This is a genomic window from Dechloromonas hortensis, from assembly GCF_009469765.1.
GTDB classification, from domain to species: Bacteria; Pseudomonadota; Gammaproteobacteria; order Burkholderiales; family Rhodocyclaceae; genus Azonexus; species Azonexus hortensis.
The window spans coordinates 35265-50929 of record NZ_SSSQ01000007.1 but is presented as its reverse complement, the minus strand read 5'-3'; the positions used below and the strand labels follow the sequence as shown (position 1 = coordinate 50929).

Sequence of the window (15665 nt, the reverse complement as noted above, 5' to 3'; positions counted from 1 at the left end):
ACGGCACGGCCACTGTAGGGCCAAGCCCGAGCCAACGCAATACGGATAATCCGAAGTCTCAGGCCGCCAGCACCCGGCGCAGACCGCGCATCAGCATGCCGAGAGCGGGCAGCTTCATATAGAGCTCTTCGGCGGTATCCCAGTAGTCGCGGTGGTAGCAGACCTTGCCGTCGGCATCGAATTTCAGGTGCGAGACACCGCGCATGACCTGGGCCTGGCCCTTGCCCCACAGCCGGACCCGATAGAAGAACTCCCAGACCAGCATGGCACCACTGGCATCGACCATCCGTTCGACGACCACGAAACGCGGCTCGGCGACCTGCTGAAACATGTGACTGAAGATGCCCTGGATGGCACCGATACCGCGCACCTCGTTGAACGGGTCCTTGAAGTAGGCGTTGGCGCTGTAGAACTCGGGAAAACGGGCGACACTTTCCGGGGAAAGCTCGTGATAGAAACGGATCAATGGGTCGAGGTTCATCTCAGCCTCCGGTCAAGCGGCGAATCAGCGGGAAATACCAGCGGTAGGGCAGCAGCGCCAACAGCTTCAGCAGGCGGCTGAAACGCTTCGGAAAATGGATTTCGAAATTTGCCGATTTGAAGCCGTCGACCGCAGCAATCGCCGCCTGTTCCGGCGTCAGCAGCGCCGGCATCGCAAAATCGTTCTTCGCCGTCAGCTGGGTGGCGACGAAGCCGGGGTTGATCACCCAGACACCGATTCCCTTCGGGGCCAGATCGAGGTGCAGCACTTCGGCAAAATGGATCAGCGCCGCCTTGCCCGGCCCGTAGCACAGCGCCTTGGGCAGGCCGCGATAGCCGGCGACGCTAGCCACGAACGCAATGCCGCCACCAGCCAGGAGATCCGGCAACACGGTCGCGGCGAGGCGCAAGGCGCCATTGAAATTGACCGCCAGCACCTGCTCGGCGAGCGCCAGATCGAAGTTGTCGGCGCCCATCGGCACATAGTCGCCGGCCAGGTAGATCACCAGATCGACGCCGCCCCAGGCCGCCAGCAGGCCTTTACGGGCAGCGGCCAGGCTGGCGCTGTCGGTGGCGTCGCAGGGCAGCAGCAAGGCGTCGGCCAGCCCCAGCGCCTGCAGCTTGTCGGCCCGACGTGCCGAGAGCGCCAGCCGCGCGCCGCGCCCGGCCAGTTCGCGGGCGATGGCGGCGCCGATGCCGGACGAGGCGCCGACCAGCCAGACACGCTTGCCGCGCCAATCGGTGATAGTCGGGTTCATCGCTTGATGAAGCTCAACGTCACTTCGCCAAGACTGAAGCCCCATTTCGACATGTAGGAGCGGTTCAGCATCACCTTGTCGTCGATCAGGAACATCCAGTCGTCGAAATCGACGTTGTAGACCTTGCCGTCCACCGGCAGGGCCAGCACGTAGCGCCAGCGCAGCGCGTTGCCGGAGACTTCGCCGATCGCCTCGCCGACCACGTCGTCGGCCGTACCGCGGAAGCTGCCATCGGCTTGCTTGGTCAGGGTCCACACCCGGCGCGAGGTCGAGCCGTCCGACCACTTGAAGTTTTCGTCGAGAACGCCGGTATCGCCTTGCCACTTAGCATCGATCACGACATGGAAACGCTTCTTGACCTCGCCGGAGCGGCCCTGGAACATGCCCCAGGCCTCCAGCCGGCCGTTCAGGTAGGTCTTCAGGTCGAGGGCCGGTTGTTCGGCCCGGTATTGCTCGACGCCGGTCGAAGCACAGGCAGTCAGGCCGAGGGAAAACAGCACAGCAGCGAACAGTTTCATGATTGAAGCTCCAGGGAATGGCGCCAGCGCCAAAGCAGCACACCGGCCAGCGCCTTGAAGGCGAGCGGCAGCAAGGCGTAGGCGAAAGTCAGCGCGCCCAGGCCGCTGCCGCTGCCCGGCACATAGCCGAGGCCGCCGAGCAGCGGCAGGGCAAGCCCGGCGGCAAGCGCCAGATTGAGTTTGGCAATGAAATTCCAGACCCCGAAGCAGGCGCCCGCCTGCCCCTGCCGCTCGCCGAGATCGGCGGCAATCGCCGCCGGCAAGGCGAGATCCGCCCCCAGCGCCAGGCCGGAAGCGATGCAGATGGCGGCGAACGGCCACAGGTCGCCGCTGCCGAGCTGGCTGGCACCGGCAAAGGCCAGGATGGAAAGGAGCATCGCCGCCAACCAGGCGGCGACCCGGCCGTAACGCCCGGCCAGCCGGACCCAGAGCGGCAAGGAGGCGGCGCCGGCGACGAAATACACAGCCAGCAGCGGCCCGCTCGCCTTTTCCAGCTGCAGCACATCGGCGACGAAAAACAGGAACAGCGTGGCCGGCAGCGCCGCGGCGATGCCGTTGGCGACAAAGACCAGCAACAGCCGGCGAAAGGCGATATCGGCCACAACCCGGCGCAGGCTGGGCAACAGCCGCTCCCCGGATGCCGCCAGCGGCCGGCCGACGCCGACCCGCGAAAAGGTGGTCGCCGCAGCGATCAGCAACAGGGGCGGCAAGATCCAGCTGAGCCGGGCAATGCCTTCGTTCAACGTACCGGCCAGCAATGTCGGCAAGGCGGCGGCAAGGACCACGCCGAGCAGCCCGAAACCTTCGCGGGCGGCGGTCAGGCGGGTGCGCAGCGCCGAATCGACTCCGACATCCGCCCCCCAGGCCTGATAGGCAACGGTAGCGGCGGAGAAGCCGAGATAAGTCAGGGCCAGCGAAGCGAGCAACCACGGCCCGGCCTGCCCGGCCGGCGGGTTGAGCAAGGCAACGAAACCGAGCCCGAAGGGCAGCAAGGCCAGCCCCACCATGCGCCGCCGCGAGACCCGGTCGGCCAGCCAGCCCAGCCAGGGATCGATGCCGGCATCGAGCAGGCGGGCGCCGAGCAGGATGAAACCGAGCAGCGCCAGCTCCATGCCCGCCGTTTCGGCGTAATAGCGCGGCACATGGACGTAGATCGGCAAGGCGGCGAAGGCGAGCGGCAGGCCGAGCAGGCCGTAGGCGAGGACGCGGGCGGTGGTCATGGTGGCGCCAGGCGCGGCCGGCCGCAGCGCTGGCATCACCCCACCCGCTGCAGCAAAGCCGCCCTGAGTTCGGGCGCACTGGTCTTCGGGTCGAGCCAGATGGCAAAGAACGCCTGCGCGAAAGCCGGCTCGTCGATACTGCCCAGCAGGCGGCCGTTGAAGTAGAAGCGAGCCGCCTCGGGGGTGTATTGGCCGATGATGTGATCACCCGCTTTGACGTCGGGAAACAGCCGCGCCATCGCCGCCCCCCAGCGTTGCAGGCTGGCCTCGTCAGTTCGCCCCAGATTGCGGATTTCCTTGACGCTGGCCTCGGCAATCGCCTGCCCGGCAAGGCTGCGCTTGTAGGTCAGCTTCAGCGCCAGCGGCGGTCGTTGCGGGTCGTCGGTTGCCCACAGCGTCGCTTCGTACACGAGGAAGCCGAAGCGGCGGAATTCGCCGCTGCCCCAGCGTTGCAGGCTGGCTGTCGGGTCGCTGTTCGCCAAGGCGGCGAAGGGTGCCGCCACCAGCGCCAGCAGCACGGCGCGCCGGGTGGCGCTCAGCGGCTTTTTGCCCTTTTCCGGCCGTCGACCGGCGGACTCGGCTGGTGCCGGCTCAAGCATGGGTGAGTTCGAACTGGACGACATCGATGTTTCCGGCCAGGAAGCCGGCCTCGCAGTAGCAAAGATAGAGACGCCACAAGCGGCGGAAATGCTCGTCGAAACCGAGTTTCTGGATTTCCGGCCAGCGCCGCTCGAAGGCCAGCCGCCATTCGACCAGCGTGCGGGCGTAGTCGAGGCCGAAGGCGTATTCGTTGCGCACGGCCAGCCCCTGGCGGGCGGCGGCTTCGCGGAAGGCGGTGCGCGACGGCAGCATGCCGCCCGGGAAGACGTACTGCTGGATGAAGTCGGTGCCCTTGCGATAGCTGGCGAACAGGTCGTCGCGAATGGTGATGCTCTGGATCACCGCCTTGCCGCCCGGCTGCAGCGCTTTGGCGACGGTCCTGAAATAGTCCGGCCAGAAGCGCTCGCCGACGGCCTCGAACATTTCGATGGAAACGACGTGATCGAACCGCTCCTCGGTATCGCGGTAATCCTGCAGGCGCAGGTCGGCCTGCGGCACGCGCTTTTGCGCCCAGGCGAGCTGGGCCGGCGACAGGGTCAGGCCGGTCACCTGCAAGCCATCCTGCACCGCCAGTTCGGCGAAGCCGCCCCAGCCACAGCCGATTTCGAGCACCCGCTGCCCCGGCCCGGCCTTCAGGCGGCGCAGGATGCGGCGGTACTTGGCGTGCTGGGCGCTGACCAGCGAACCGTCATCCACGGCACGGTAGATGGCTGACGAATAGCTCATGCTCGGGTCGAGCCACTGCTCATAGAAATCGTTGCCCAGATCGTAGTGGGCCATGATGTTGCGCTTGCTGCCGGCCCGGCTGTTGCGGTTCAGCCAATGTCGGACGCGGGCCGCCAGCAGGTTGCGCCAGGAACCATAGACGGCCTTTTTCAGCACCGCGCGGTTGCGCGCCAGCAGGGCGAGCAGGCCGCTGATGTCGGGCGAATCCCAATGACCGTCGAGGTAGGCTTCGGCCAGGCCGATATCGCCGCGGGCCAGCACCATGCCGAACATCGCCTCGTCGTGCACCTGCAGCGTGACGCACGCCTCGCCGTCGCCGAACAAGGCGCTGAAGCCGCCCGGCAGGCGCACTTCGAGCAGGCCGCCGTGCAGTTTTTCAAGCAGTTCGAAGACGAGGCGGGTATCACGGGCGACTTGCTCGCTGCCGCGCAGGACCAGGGTATTGTTCATTTTGTCGATTCCCGAAGGGGTTGAGAGACGTGGGCGCCACGGAAGGGCACCCCTTTCAGCCAGAGTTTCAGCGCCTGCCAGTGGATGCGGAAAACCACGCCGGCGGAGAGCAGCGGCATGCGCAGGAAGGCGCCGAGCAGCGCCCTTGCGGTCCACGCCTGCGCCTTGCCGGAAATGGCGGTGAGCAGCAATTCGCCGTCGGCATCGTCGTAGTCGATGCGGGCGAGCGGGATCGGCCGCGCCAGGTGAAAACGGAAGCGGTAGCCGCCTTCGATCTCGTTGAACGGCGAGACATGGAACAGCTTGTCGGCGCGCAGTTCCTCACCGTCGCGCAGCGCGGCGCCGGCCCGGTGCAGCAGGTAGTTGTGGTGGCCGCCGAAGGTATTGTTCACCTCGGCCAGCACGGCGATCAGTTCACCGGCCCGGTTGTGGCAGAACCAAAAGCTAACCGGGTTGAAGAGCAGGCCGCAGACGCGCGGGAAGGTCTGCAGCATGATCTCGCCGTCGTCCGCCAGGCCGTGTTCGCGGAGCAGCGCCTGGATCCAGGGCAGCAACGGGCTGCCGTCGCGGGCGCCGTGGTCGCGACTGCGGAAACTGAGCAGATTGCTGCGGTCGACCCCGAAAATTCCGCAATTTCCCGCCGCCAGATTGCGCACCGGTAGTTGCACGTAGAACACCGGATAGACGAAGGCATTGACCACCGGGCGCAGGCGCCAGTGCATGACATGGCCGAGGAAGAGTTGCGGACGGGGATTCATGGCGACCTCAGACGGTTTCCATCGCCGGCTGCGGTTCGGTAACGCCACCCTGCCACGGCGCCTTGACGCCCAGGCCGTTGACGACGCGCAGCGCCGATTTCAGGCCGTCCTCGTGGAAGCCGTAGCTGCCCCAGGCGCCGGCCAGCCAGATGCCGTTTTCGCCCTGGATCTCGGCCAGCTTGTGCTGGGCGGCGATGGCCGGGCCGTCGAAAATCGGATGGGCGTAGTCGAACTCGGCAATCACCTGGGCCGGGTCCGGTTCGCGAGCCGGGTTCAGGGTGACCACCACCGGCGTCGTGAACGGCAGCGGTTGCAGCTTGTTGATCAGGTAGGAAACGCCGACCGGCTGGTCATTGGCCTCCGCGCCGGGGGCGCCCTGTGCGGCAAAGTAGTTCCAGGCCGACCACAGTTTTTCGTCGCGCGGCAGCAGGGCGCGGTCGGTATGCAGCACGGCGCGGTTCGGCTGGTAGCGGATGGCCGACAAAACGGCGCGTTGCGCATCGCTCGCCGTAAAGCCGAGGATGGCCAGGGTCTGGTCGCTGTGGCAGGCCATCACCACCTGGTCGAAATGCTCGCTGCCCTCGGCATGGGTGACGCGCAGGCCATCGGCCTCGCGGCTCACCGCCTTGACCGGACAGGCGAGGCGGATATCGTCGAGGTGGGCGGCAATCTTCTGCACGTACTGGCGGCCGCCGCCCCGCACGGTACGCCACATGGGCCGGTCGAAAACCTGCAGCAGGCCGTGGTTCTGGCAGAAGCGGATGAAGGTGGCGAGCGGCATGTCGAGCATCTGGCCGGTCGGGCAGGACCAGATGGCGGCCGCCATCGGCAGCAGGTACCAGTCGGCGAAGGCCGCCGAATAGCGCCCCTCGACCAGGAAGTCGCGCAGGCTGCGCCGGTTGTCCGGGTGGCTGAGCAGCCAGGCCGTGCTTTCGCGATTGAAGCGCAGGATGTCGGAGAGCATCGACCAGAACTGCGGCCGGATCAGGTTGCGCTTCTGGCCGAACACCGTCGCCAGATTGCTGCCAGCCCATTCGAGATCGGGCTGCTCCAGGCTGACGGCAAAGGACATTTCAGTCTCGACGCTATCGACGCCGAGCAGCGCGAACATGGCGATCAGGTTGGGGTAGGTCTTTTCGTTGAAGACGAGAAAGCCCGTATCGACTGGATGCGTTTTGCCCTCCAGCGTCACGTCCACCGTATTGGTGTGGCCGCCGAGGTAGGCGCCGGCCTCGAACAGCGTCACGTCATGCGTCCGGCTCAGCAGCCAGGCGCTGGCCAGGCCGGAAATGCCGGCACCGACGACGGCGATACGTTGCTTTCTCTGCATGCTGCGCTCCTCAGGCGTTGACGCCGAACAGTTCGGCAAAGGCGGAATGGTTGTGGATCGACTCGAAGTTCTCCGAAGCCACCTTCCACTCGGCGATGCGCGGTTCGTTCATCAGGCGCAGCGCGATGTCGCGGACCAGATCCTCGACGAACTTCGGGTTGTCGTAGGCGCGCTCGGTGACCCACTTCTCGTCCGGCCGCTTGAGCAGGCCGAACACTTCGCAGGAAGCCTCCTCCTCGGCGATGCGGACCAGCTCCTCGATGCTCATCGTCGTACGCAACTTCGCTTCGAGGGTGATGTGCGAGCGCTGGTTGTGGGCGCCGTAGTCGGAAATCTTCTTCGAGCACGGGCACAGGCTGGTCACCGCGGCGACGACGCGCAGCGTCAGGCTGGCGACCTGGCCTTCCGGCTGGTCGATGATCAGTGTTGCGTCGTAGTCGAGCAGGCTCTCGACGCCGGACACCGGCGCCGCCTTGCGAATGAAATAGGGGAAAGCCAGCTCGATGCGGCCGCTGCGCGCCTCCAGCCGCAACAGCATTTCCTCGAACATGCGAAACAGGCCATCCTGGCTCAGTGCGCCGCGCCGGGCTTCGAGCAGTTCGACGAACCGCGACATGTGCGTGCCCTTGACCTCGGGCGGCAGACCGACCGTCATCGCCAGCGTCGCCACGGTATTGAGCAGTTCGCCGTTGGCGGCAGCCAGTTGCAAGGGATAGCGCAGGCCTTTGACGCCGACGTTCTGGATCGCCAGGCGACGGGTGTCGGCGGTGGACTGCACGTCAGGTAGGAAAATGTTTTCTGGGGCATTCATGGCAAGGCTCCTGGTCGCGGCTTACTTGAGGAATTCGTCGATTTTCTTCAGCAGATCCTTGTCGTCCGGCTTGGTCAGGCTGCTGAAGGAGAGCACCTGCGTCGCCTCGCGGTTGATCAGGTATTTGTGGAAATTCCACTTCGGACGGCTGTCGGTGATCTCGGCCAGCTTCAGGTAGAAGGGATTGGCGTTCTTGCCCTTGACCACGCTCTTGCCGACCATCGGAAACTCGACGCCATAGGTCATGCGGCAGAAGTCGGCGATTTCCTTTTCCGTGCCCGGCTCCTGCTCGCCAAAATCGTTGGACGGAAAGCCGATAACCACCAGCCCCTTGTCCTTGAGGCGGGCATAGAGCTTTTCCAGCCCGTCGTACTGCGAGGTGAAACCGCAGTAGCTCGCCGTATTGACGACCAGGATCACCTTGCCGGCATACTGGCAGAGCGGCATCGGCTTGCCGTCCTGCAGGCTGGCGAAAGTGTGATTGAGCAGGGGCGGGCATTCACCGGCCGCCGCAGCAGGGACGACACCGGCCGACAGCAAGGTGGCAATGCCGAGCCAACGTTTGAGCTTGTTAATCATGTTCAACTCCTTGTTCGTTTTGTCCTAGACAACCAGGACGTTTGTTCGTAAGATAGTCAGCAAAGATTCGTTTGTCAACGGTTTGTCTAACAATTGTTCAGGACAAATATGAATACCCCAAGCTTCAACATTGCCGCCGTCGAACGGGATACCGGCCTCTCCAAGGATGTCCTGCGCATGTGGGAACGCCGCTACGGATTTCCCGTACCGGACCGTGACGCCAACGGGGAACGCTGCTACCCGGCCGAGCAGGTCGAACGCCTGCGCCTGATCAAACGCCTGATGGATCAGGGACATCGCCCCGGCAAGCTGATCGCCACCCCCGCCGAAGAACTGACCGCGCTGGCGCCGCGTCGTTCAGCCCCCCGCGACAGCCACGACGCCGCCACGGCCGAAGACCTCGGCGAACTGCTGGCGCTGATCAAGCAGCACGATGCCGCCGGCTACCAGCAGGCCATGCTGCAGCGCCTGGCCCGCCAGGGCTTGCAGCGTTTTGTCCAGGACACCGTCGCGCCGCTTACCCGGCGCGTCGGCGAGGCCTGGGAAGACGGCAGCTTCGAAGTGTTCGAGGAACACCTGTTCACCGAACTGACCAAGCGCCTGCTCCGCCAGGCCATCGCCGCCCTGCCCGGCGGCCCGCGCCGGCCGCGCATCCTGCTCACCAGCGTGCCGGAAGAACAGCACGTCCTCGGCCTGCTGATGGTCGAAGCGCTGTTCGCGCTGGAAGGCGCCGAGTGCATCCCGCTCGGCACCCAGATGCCGCTGCTCGAAATCGGCCGCGCCGCCAGCGCTCACCGCGCCGACATCGTCGCCCTCTCCTTTTCGGTCGCCTTCCCACAGCGGCAGATTCCCGGCCTGTTGCAGCAATTGCGCCTCGTCCTGGCACCGGAAATCGCGCTCTGGGCCGGCGGCGGCGGCGTCGCCCGGGTCGCAAAAACAGACGGTGTGCATCTGCTGGTCACGCTGGACGACGCCCTGCGGGCCTTGCACGACTGGCATGCGGCGCCACCCTGAAAGCAGCCGGACGACGCAATAGCCCCCTTCCTGGCCCGCGGCAGAGCGCTGGCTTCAAAGTAAAAGCAACAGGCTTGGCGCCTTGTAGCAAAGTCGAGCCTTGAGCTTCTTTACGCCGTTTTTCATGAGATGACCTCAGGAGTGCCCGATGTTTTGCCGCAAACACCTGCAAAAAATTACCGAGCTGGAACGCCAACTGAGCGACGCCCAGGCCCAGCAGCACGCACTCGATCGCTCGACGGCCGTAATCGAACTGGCACTCGATGGCAGCATCATCCGGGCCAACGACAATTTCTGTTCGACGATGGGCTATACGCCGGCCGAACTCACCGGCCAGCATCACCGCATGCTCTGTGACGAGGCCTTTGCCGGCAGCCGTGAATATGCCGATCTATGGACCCGCCTGCGAGCCGGGGATTATTTCCGCGGCACGATCAAGCGTCGCCACAAGAGCGGCCGGGAGGTCTGGCTCGAGGCAAGTTACAACCCCGTCCTCGATGAGCGTGGCCAGGTGAAGATGGTGGTCAAATTAGCCACCGATGTCACCCGGCAGGTCGAAGAGGCTTCGCGCATGCAAGCCATGGTGCAGGCGATCGAACGTTCGATGGCGCTGATCGAGTTCAGCCTGGATGGTGTGGTATTGCGTGCCAACGACAATTTCCTGCGGACCATGGGCTATTCGCAGCAGGAAGTGATTGGTCGGCATCACCGTATTTTTTGCCCAGCCGACTATGCCGCGAGCAGCGCATACGCCAATTTCTGGGCCGCACTCGGGCGTGGCGAAATCAACGCCGGGCAGTTTTCCCGACTCGACCGCCAGGGCCGGGAAGTCTGGCTGGAAGCCAGCTACAACCCGGTGTTCGGTCCGGACGGAAAAGTTACAAAAGTCGTCAAATTCGCCACCGACATCACCGCCCAGATCCAGCGTCATCAGGCTGAAAAACAGAGTGTGGGAACGGCCTATGAGGTGGCGCAGGAAACCCGGCAAATTTCCCAAAACGGTGAAAACATCATTCTCGCCACCATTGCCAAGATGCAATCGATCACCGCAATCGTCGAACAATCCGCCAATCTGGTCGATGCGCTCGGTGCCCAGACCACCCGCATCACGTCCATCGTCAATACCATTAAGGAAATTGCCGACCAGACCAACCTGCTCGCCCTCAACGCAGCCATCGAAGCCGCCCGGGCCGGCGAAAGCGGCCGGGGTTTTGCCGTGGTCGCCGACGAAGTGAGAAAGCTGGCCGAGCGCACCGGCAAATCGACAGGCGAGATCAGCCAGATGATTCAGGGCATCCAGGCGGAAACCGCATCGGTCGGCAACAGCATGAGCCGCGGCCTGAGCGAGGTCGCCTCCGGGGTCGATCTGGCGAACGAGGCCGGAACCTCGATCCAGCAGATACGCAACGGCGCGACGCGGGTCGTCGAAGTGATCCAGGAGCTATCGGAAACCGTCGCCAACTGAGCCGCAGGCTGCCCCGGGCAGCCTCTCTTACGGGGCGAAGTCCTCTTTATGTGAATTAATTCCTATGCTCTTGATATATCCGATGAAAAAATCTCGCTCTTTGACATAAATATTAATTTCATCCGCAATTGGATAAGAATAATTTAGAGAGAGTCGCGTGAGAAAAATCTGGTTTGCTATTTTGTTCGGCTGCAGCGTCTCATTGAGCAGTCTTGCCGGGGTAAACGAAGGCATCAAAGCCTACAACCGAGGCGACTTCGCCACTTCTTTCCGGGAATGGCAAACCCTTGCAAAGAAGGGCGATGCACGAGCGCAGTTTTACTTGGCCTATCTTTATGAGCATGGCAATGGAGTTCGGCGAGATCACGACAAGGCTCTGATGTGGTACACCCTCTCTGCCGAACAGGGCAATGTCGAGGCCCTGTATGCGCTGGCCGTCAAACATGCAAGCGGGTTGGATGTTCCAAAGAACAAAGCCAAGGCAGCAGAATTGAGTCACCTGGCAGCCACCACCGGGAATCGGACTGAAAAACCAGATTTGGCAAATACATCGACCTCCGCCAACACCCCATCAACAAAACTAACGGGGCTGAATGAAGCATGTGCCGGCTGTCATCGCGCCGGTATCAATGGCGCACCTAAAATCGGTGACAAGGAAGCCTGGGCACCTCTCTTGGCACAAGGGCCGGCCACGCTGTACAAAAACCTGCTGCAGGGCACGCCGACAATGGCGCCCAAATGTGGCGCTACAGAACTATCCGATGCCGAAGTGAAGCGCGCACTGGACTTGCTGATACAAGCCGCCCAGTAATGGGGCAACGGCAGATCGGGGTCAGCCAGGCAACTCAAACCGGGTCGCAAGGTAACAAGCTGTCCCTCCTGGCGGGGGCGCACTAAAATGAGCGCCTGTTTCCTCATTGAAGCCAGCCATGACCTACGCCGCCCCCAGTTTTGAATCGAAAATCTGCCCGCCGGAGCAGTTGACCGCAAGAGCCGCCCAGATCGCCCGACCGCTGGTATTCACCAATGGTTGCTTCGACATCCTGCATCGCGGCCACGTCACCTACCTGGCACAGGCGGCAGCGCTGGGGGCCAGCATGGTCGTGGCGTTGAATAGCGATGCTTCCGTGAAGCGCCTCGGCAAGGGCGACGACCGCCCGGTCAACGCACTGGAAGACCGGCTGGCCGTGATGGCGTCGCTCGGCTGCGTGGCGCTGGTCACCTGGTTCGACGAAGACACGCCGCTGCAGCGCATTCTCGACTGCCGGCCGGAAATCCTGGTCAAGGGTGGCGACTGGCCGGTGGAAAAAATCGTCGGCTGCAACGAAGTGCGCGGCTGGGGCGGCACGGTACATTCGATTCCCTTCATTCACCAGAAATCGACAACCGCCCTGCTCGAAAAGATTCGCAAGCTGTAATGAAAAAGGCGCCCGCGGGCGCCTTTGTTCTTTGGGGGAAGGCCGTTACAAGACGACCTGCGTGCCCAGTTCGACGACGCGGTTACTCGGAATCTTGAAGAAGGCCGTTGCCGAACCGGCATTGCGGAACATGGCAATGAAGATCTTTTCGCGCCAGAAGGCCATGTCTGAATTGAGGCGGGGGATCAGCGTTTCGCGGCCGATGAAGTAGGAGGTTTCCAGCGAGCTGAATTCGAGACCGGAATCGGCGCACAGTTGGAGGGCTGCCGGGATGTCCGGCTCGTCCTTGAAACCGTACTGGATGACGACGCTCCAGAAATTCTCCTTCAGTTGCCGCACTTCGACGCGGTCGATATCCGGCACATAGGGCACGTCGTAGAACTGCACCGAAACCAGCACGACGCGCTCGTGCAGCACCTTGTTGTGCATCAGGTTGTGCAGCAGTGCATGCGGCACGCCCTTGGGGTCGGCATTCAGGAAGACTGAAGTGCCGGAGACCCGGGTCGGCATCGACGAGGCCAGCGACTCGAGGAACAGCGACAGCTCCAGGCGCTCGCCCTGCAGGCGTTCCGACAGCAGCTGGCGGCCACGCTTCCAGGTCGTCATCAGGATGAAGACGACCATCCCGGCGATCAGCGGGAACCAGCCGCCATCCGGGATTTTCAGGATATTGGCGGCGAGGAAGACGAGTTCGACGGCGAGGAAGCAGGAGAAGAGCAGCACGGCCCGTGTCCAGCCCCATTTCCAGGTGCGGGCGACGACGAAGGTGGCGAGCAGCGAGGTGATCACCATGTCGCCGGTCACCGCGATACCGTAGGCGGCGGCCAGGTTGTTCGAGGACTTGAAGCCGAGAACGAGGATCATCACGGCCAGCATCAGGCCCCAGTTCACCGCCGGCAGGTAGATCTGGCCGGCTTCCTTGTCCGAGGTGTGCTGCACTTCCATGCGCGGCATGAAGCCGAGCTGCATGGCCTGGCGGGTCACCGAGAAGGCGCCGGAAATCACCGCCTGACAGGCGATCACCGTCGACAGCGTGGCCAGCCCGACCAGCGGGTAGAGCGCCCAGTCCGGTGCCAGATGGAAGAAGGGACTGGCCGCCGCCTCCGGCTCGGCCAGGATCAGCGCGCCCTGGCCGAAGTAATTGAGAACGAGGGCCGGCAGCACAAAGAAGAACCAGGCGCGCTGGATGGGCTTGCGGCCGAAATGCCCCATGTCGGCATAGAGCGCCTCGGCCCCGGTCACGGCGAGCACGACGTTACCCATGGCGACCAGCGCCATCGCCTTGTTGGCCAGCAGAAAGTCGAGGCCATAGGCCGGATTGAGCGCGCTCAGGATGGCCGGGTGGTCGACGATGCTGGCAATGCCGAGCAGGGCCAGGGTACTGAACCAGAGGACCATGACCGGGCCGAAGAAGGCGCCGACCACTGCCGTGCCCCTGCGCTGCACGAAAAAGAGGCCGAACAGCACCAGCATCGTGATCGGGATGACGAAGGGCTTGAAGGCCGGCGTCGCCACTTCCAGCCCCTCGACCGCTGACAGCACCGACATCGCCGGCGTCACCATGCCGTCGCCGTAGAACATCGCGGCGCCGAGGATGCCGACGATCATGATCGCCTTCATCTGCTTCGGGCTGCCCTGCGCCTCATGCAGGGCCAATGCGATCATCGCCATGACACCGCCTTCACCGCGGTTGTCGGCGCGCATGATGAAGATCACGTATTTGATCGAGACGATGATAATCAGCGCCCAGAAAAACAGCGACAGGCTGCCGAAGATGTTGGCCTCGGTGACCGGAATCGGATGGTTGCCGGCGAAGACTTCCTTGACCGCATACAGCGGACTGGTCCCGATGTCGCCATAGACCACCCCGAGGGCGGCCAGCGCCAGGACGGCAAGACGCTTGCCGGAGATATCCCCGGCCGTTGTGTGACTGTTACTCATGCTTACCCCTGAAACCCCGGCGGCTTGAAAACCGCTCTGGAAATCGTATCTGCTGCTGCCGCCAATCGGCTGACGGCCCCCCAGCCATCAGCCACCCAGCGCTGACTTCAGCGACTGCACTTCTTCTTCGGATTCCTCGATGATCTCGGCCAGCGTTTCGGCGTCGAAGATTTCATCGAGTATCGAGGTGTCGACCGCGCCATCGAGTTCCGGATCGCGCCAGCTCGCCGAACGGTTGGCAATCTTGTTGGCGACGTAAAGGACGTCGGACAGCGACTTGATTTCGCCGATCTCGCGGTCGGTCTCGTGTTCCTGCACTGCCTTCAGCACCGATTCCGGCTGGCCGAGCGCCGAGAGCAGCGCATGGCCGATGTTGTCGTGCCAGTCAACGAGCAAGGCGTGCAGTTCGACCTTGTCATTGACCAGTTCAGGGAAATTGGCGGCGCGCGACATCAGGTAGAAAACGCCGAGATCATGCACCAGGCCGGCGAACATCGCCTCGTCACCGTTGATCTTGGCAACCTTGCGGGCCAGCACGCGGCACAGCGCGGCGACATGCGAGGTGTGCTCCCACAGCTTCTTCGAAATGCCTTCGAAAGCATGCATCTGCTTCGACTTCAGCAGTTGTTCCATGGCCACGGCAAAGGACACCGTGCGTACCGCTTCCATGCCGACCCGGACAATCGCGTTCTTGACGTCGGCAATCTCGCGACCGGACGGATTCAACGCCACCGAATTGGACATCCGGATGATCTTGGCGCTCATTAGCGGCTCGGCCCCGACCAGCTTGGCCAGTTGCTCGATGCTCAGATTCGGATCCTTGAGCGCCGAACGCACCTGGAAGGTGATGTCGAGGAAGGTCGGAAAAGTAATCTCGTCGCCGGAAAGATCCTTGGCAATGTCTTCGAGAATCTTGAAGGTGATGGCATTGGACATGCTTTTATCCTTGGTCGGCTGCAGCAGTGCAGCAAGGCCGGAAATATCGTCGCAAAAGCGGTCTACCGGGCAGGGCACGGCACGCCGCAAACAAAACGAGCTTATTTTACAACCAGCCCGCCCCAGGACGTGCGGCTGTCGTGCAGACAAGCTGCCGGCCGCCGCCAAGATGGCCGATAATCGACGCTCTCGAATTTCCGGACTGCCCGATGCGCCGCCTGCCCCTGCTGATTGCCGCCCTTCTCCCGCTTGCCCTGGCCGCCTGCGGCGAGCCCGAAGACACCCGCCCCGGGCAGCCGGTCAAACATCGGCGCGCCGCCTTTGCGACCATCCTGAAAGCCTTCGAACCGATGGGCAAGCAGTTGCGCGACGATCGCTACGAGGCCGACAAGTTCCTCACCCATGCCAAGGCGCTGGCCGCGGCCAAGGATGGCCCCTGGCAATATTTCGGCGCCGATACCAACTACCCGCCGACCCATGCCACGGCCCGCGTCTGGAGCGAGCCGGAACGTTTCGAAGCCGATCGCCAGGCCTTTTTAAAGGCCACCGACAAATTGCTGCAAGCCGCCGAGCGCCGCGACGAGAAGGAGGTCAAGGCGGCCTACGAAGCGGTGCATGACAGTTGCCGTACCTGCCACAAGGCCTTCAAGGAATAGACCCG

General features: G+C 63.5%; 17 protein-coding genes. 5 read left to right on the top strand and 12 right to left on the bottom strand.

Annotation, left to right across the window (positions count from 1 at the left end; all coding sequences use genetic code 11):
• Positions 1-58 precede the first annotated feature (58 nt).
• The 10 genes from GH663_RS12400 to GH663_RS12355 are packed head-to-tail and all read right to left on the bottom strand — an operon-like array spanning position 59 to position 8230.
• Positions 59-481, bottom strand: coding sequence for a nuclear transport factor 2 family protein (locus GH663_RS12400; RefSeq protein ID WP_153132063.1), 423 nt, complete (start codon positions 479-481; stop codon positions 59-61).
• 1 nt (position 482) lies between these two features.
• Positions 483-1238: an SDR family NAD(P)-dependent oxidoreductase gene (locus GH663_RS12395; protein WP_153132062.1), complete on the bottom strand. Its 756-nt coding sequence runs from the start codon at positions 1236-1238 to the stop codon at positions 483-485.
• Entirely contained in the window at positions 1235-1756 is a 522-nt protein-coding gene (locus tag GH663_RS12390) for a DUF3833 domain-containing protein (protein ID WP_153132061.1), read from the bottom strand. Before GH663_RS12390 ends, GH663_RS12395 begins: the two co-directional genes overlap by 4 nt.
• A complete protein-coding gene (locus GH663_RS12385) occupies positions 1753-2976 on the bottom strand; it encodes an MFS transporter (RefSeq protein ID WP_153132060.1) in 1224 nt (407 codons plus the stop codon). The genes GH663_RS12390 and GH663_RS12385 overlap by 4 nt, the downstream gene beginning before the upstream one ends.
• A gap of 35 nt (positions 2977-3011) precedes the next feature.
• A complete protein-coding gene (locus tag GH663_RS12380) occupies positions 3012-3599 on the bottom strand; it encodes a chalcone isomerase family protein (RefSeq protein WP_153132059.1) in 588 nt (195 codons plus the stop codon).
• The gene (locus tag GH663_RS12375; protein ID WP_153132058.1) at positions 3568-4752 is read right to left on the bottom strand and encodes an SAM-dependent methyltransferase; all 1185 of its coding nucleotides are present in this window, start codon (positions 4750-4752) and stop codon (positions 3568-3570) included. The genes GH663_RS12380 and GH663_RS12375 overlap by 32 nt, the downstream gene beginning before the upstream one ends.
• Positions 4749-5510, bottom strand: coding sequence for a DUF1365 domain-containing protein (locus GH663_RS12370; protein WP_153132057.1), 762 nt, complete (start codon positions 5508-5510; stop codon positions 4749-4751). The genes GH663_RS12375 and GH663_RS12370 overlap by 4 nt, the downstream gene beginning before the upstream one ends.
• 7 nt (positions 5511-5517) lie before the next feature.
• Positions 5518-6840 carry an NAD(P)/FAD-dependent oxidoreductase gene (locus GH663_RS12365; protein WP_153132056.1) on the bottom strand — a complete coding sequence of 441 codons (1323 nt, stop codon included), beginning with the start codon at positions 6838-6840 and terminating at the stop codon, positions 5518-5520.
• A gap of 10 nt (positions 6841-6850) precedes the next feature.
• Positions 6851-7651 carry a GTP cyclohydrolase FolE2 gene (gene folE2 / locus GH663_RS12360; protein ID WP_153132055.1) on the bottom strand — a complete coding sequence of 267 codons (801 nt, stop codon included), beginning with the start codon at positions 7649-7651 and terminating at the stop codon, positions 6851-6853.
• Between the two features lie 21 nt (positions 7652-7672).
• Entirely contained in the window at positions 7673-8230 is a 558-nt protein-coding gene (locus GH663_RS12355; RefSeq protein ID WP_153132054.1) for a glutathione peroxidase, read from the bottom strand.
• A gap of 108 nt (positions 8231-8338) precedes the next feature.
• On the opposite strand from GH663_RS12355, the gene GH663_RS12350 reads away from it, so the two are divergent.
• From GH663_RS12350 to rfaE2, 4 genes are all read left to right on the top strand, one after another.
• On the top strand, positions 8339-9244 hold the full coding sequence (locus GH663_RS12350; RefSeq protein WP_153132053.1) for a MerR family transcriptional regulator: 906 nt from the start codon (positions 8339-8341) through the stop codon (positions 9242-9244).
• A gap of 148 nt (positions 9245-9392) precedes the next feature.
• A complete protein-coding gene (locus tag GH663_RS21365; protein WP_153132052.1) occupies positions 9393-10709 on the top strand; it encodes a methyl-accepting chemotaxis protein in 1317 nt (438 codons plus the stop codon).
• 157 nt (positions 10710-10866) lie between these two features.
• Positions 10867-11520: a c-type cytochrome gene (locus tag GH663_RS12340; RefSeq protein ID WP_153132051.1), complete on the top strand. Its 654-nt coding sequence runs from the start codon at positions 10867-10869 to the stop codon at positions 11518-11520.
• A gap of 118 nt (positions 11521-11638) precedes the next feature.
• On the top strand, positions 11639-12127 hold the full coding sequence (gene rfaE2 / locus GH663_RS12335) for a D-glycero-beta-D-manno-heptose 1-phosphate adenylyltransferase (protein ID WP_153132050.1): 489 nt from the start codon (positions 11639-11641) through the stop codon (positions 12125-12127).
• Between the two features lie 45 nt (positions 12128-12172).
• Here the strand turns inward: rfaE2 and GH663_RS12330 are convergent, their stop codons facing one another.
• On the bottom strand, positions 12173-14068 hold the full coding sequence (locus tag GH663_RS12330) for a potassium transporter Kup (RefSeq protein WP_153132049.1): 1896 nt from the start codon (positions 14066-14068) through the stop codon (positions 12173-12175).
• 87 nt (positions 14069-14155) lie between these two features.
• Complete coding sequence (locus tag GH663_RS12325; RefSeq protein ID WP_153132048.1) at positions 14156-15004, bottom strand: HDOD domain-containing protein; 849 nt, start codon at positions 15002-15004, stop codon at positions 14156-14158.
• A 209-nt stretch (positions 15005-15213) separates the two neighbouring features.
• Between GH663_RS12325 and GH663_RS12320 the strand changes: the two genes are divergently transcribed.
• Positions 15214-15660 (top strand): c-type cytochrome, encoded by a 447-nt coding sequence (locus tag GH663_RS12320; protein ID WP_153132047.1) that lies wholly within the window; start codon positions 15214-15216, stop codon positions 15658-15660.
• Positions 15661-15665: the final 5 nt, after the last annotated feature.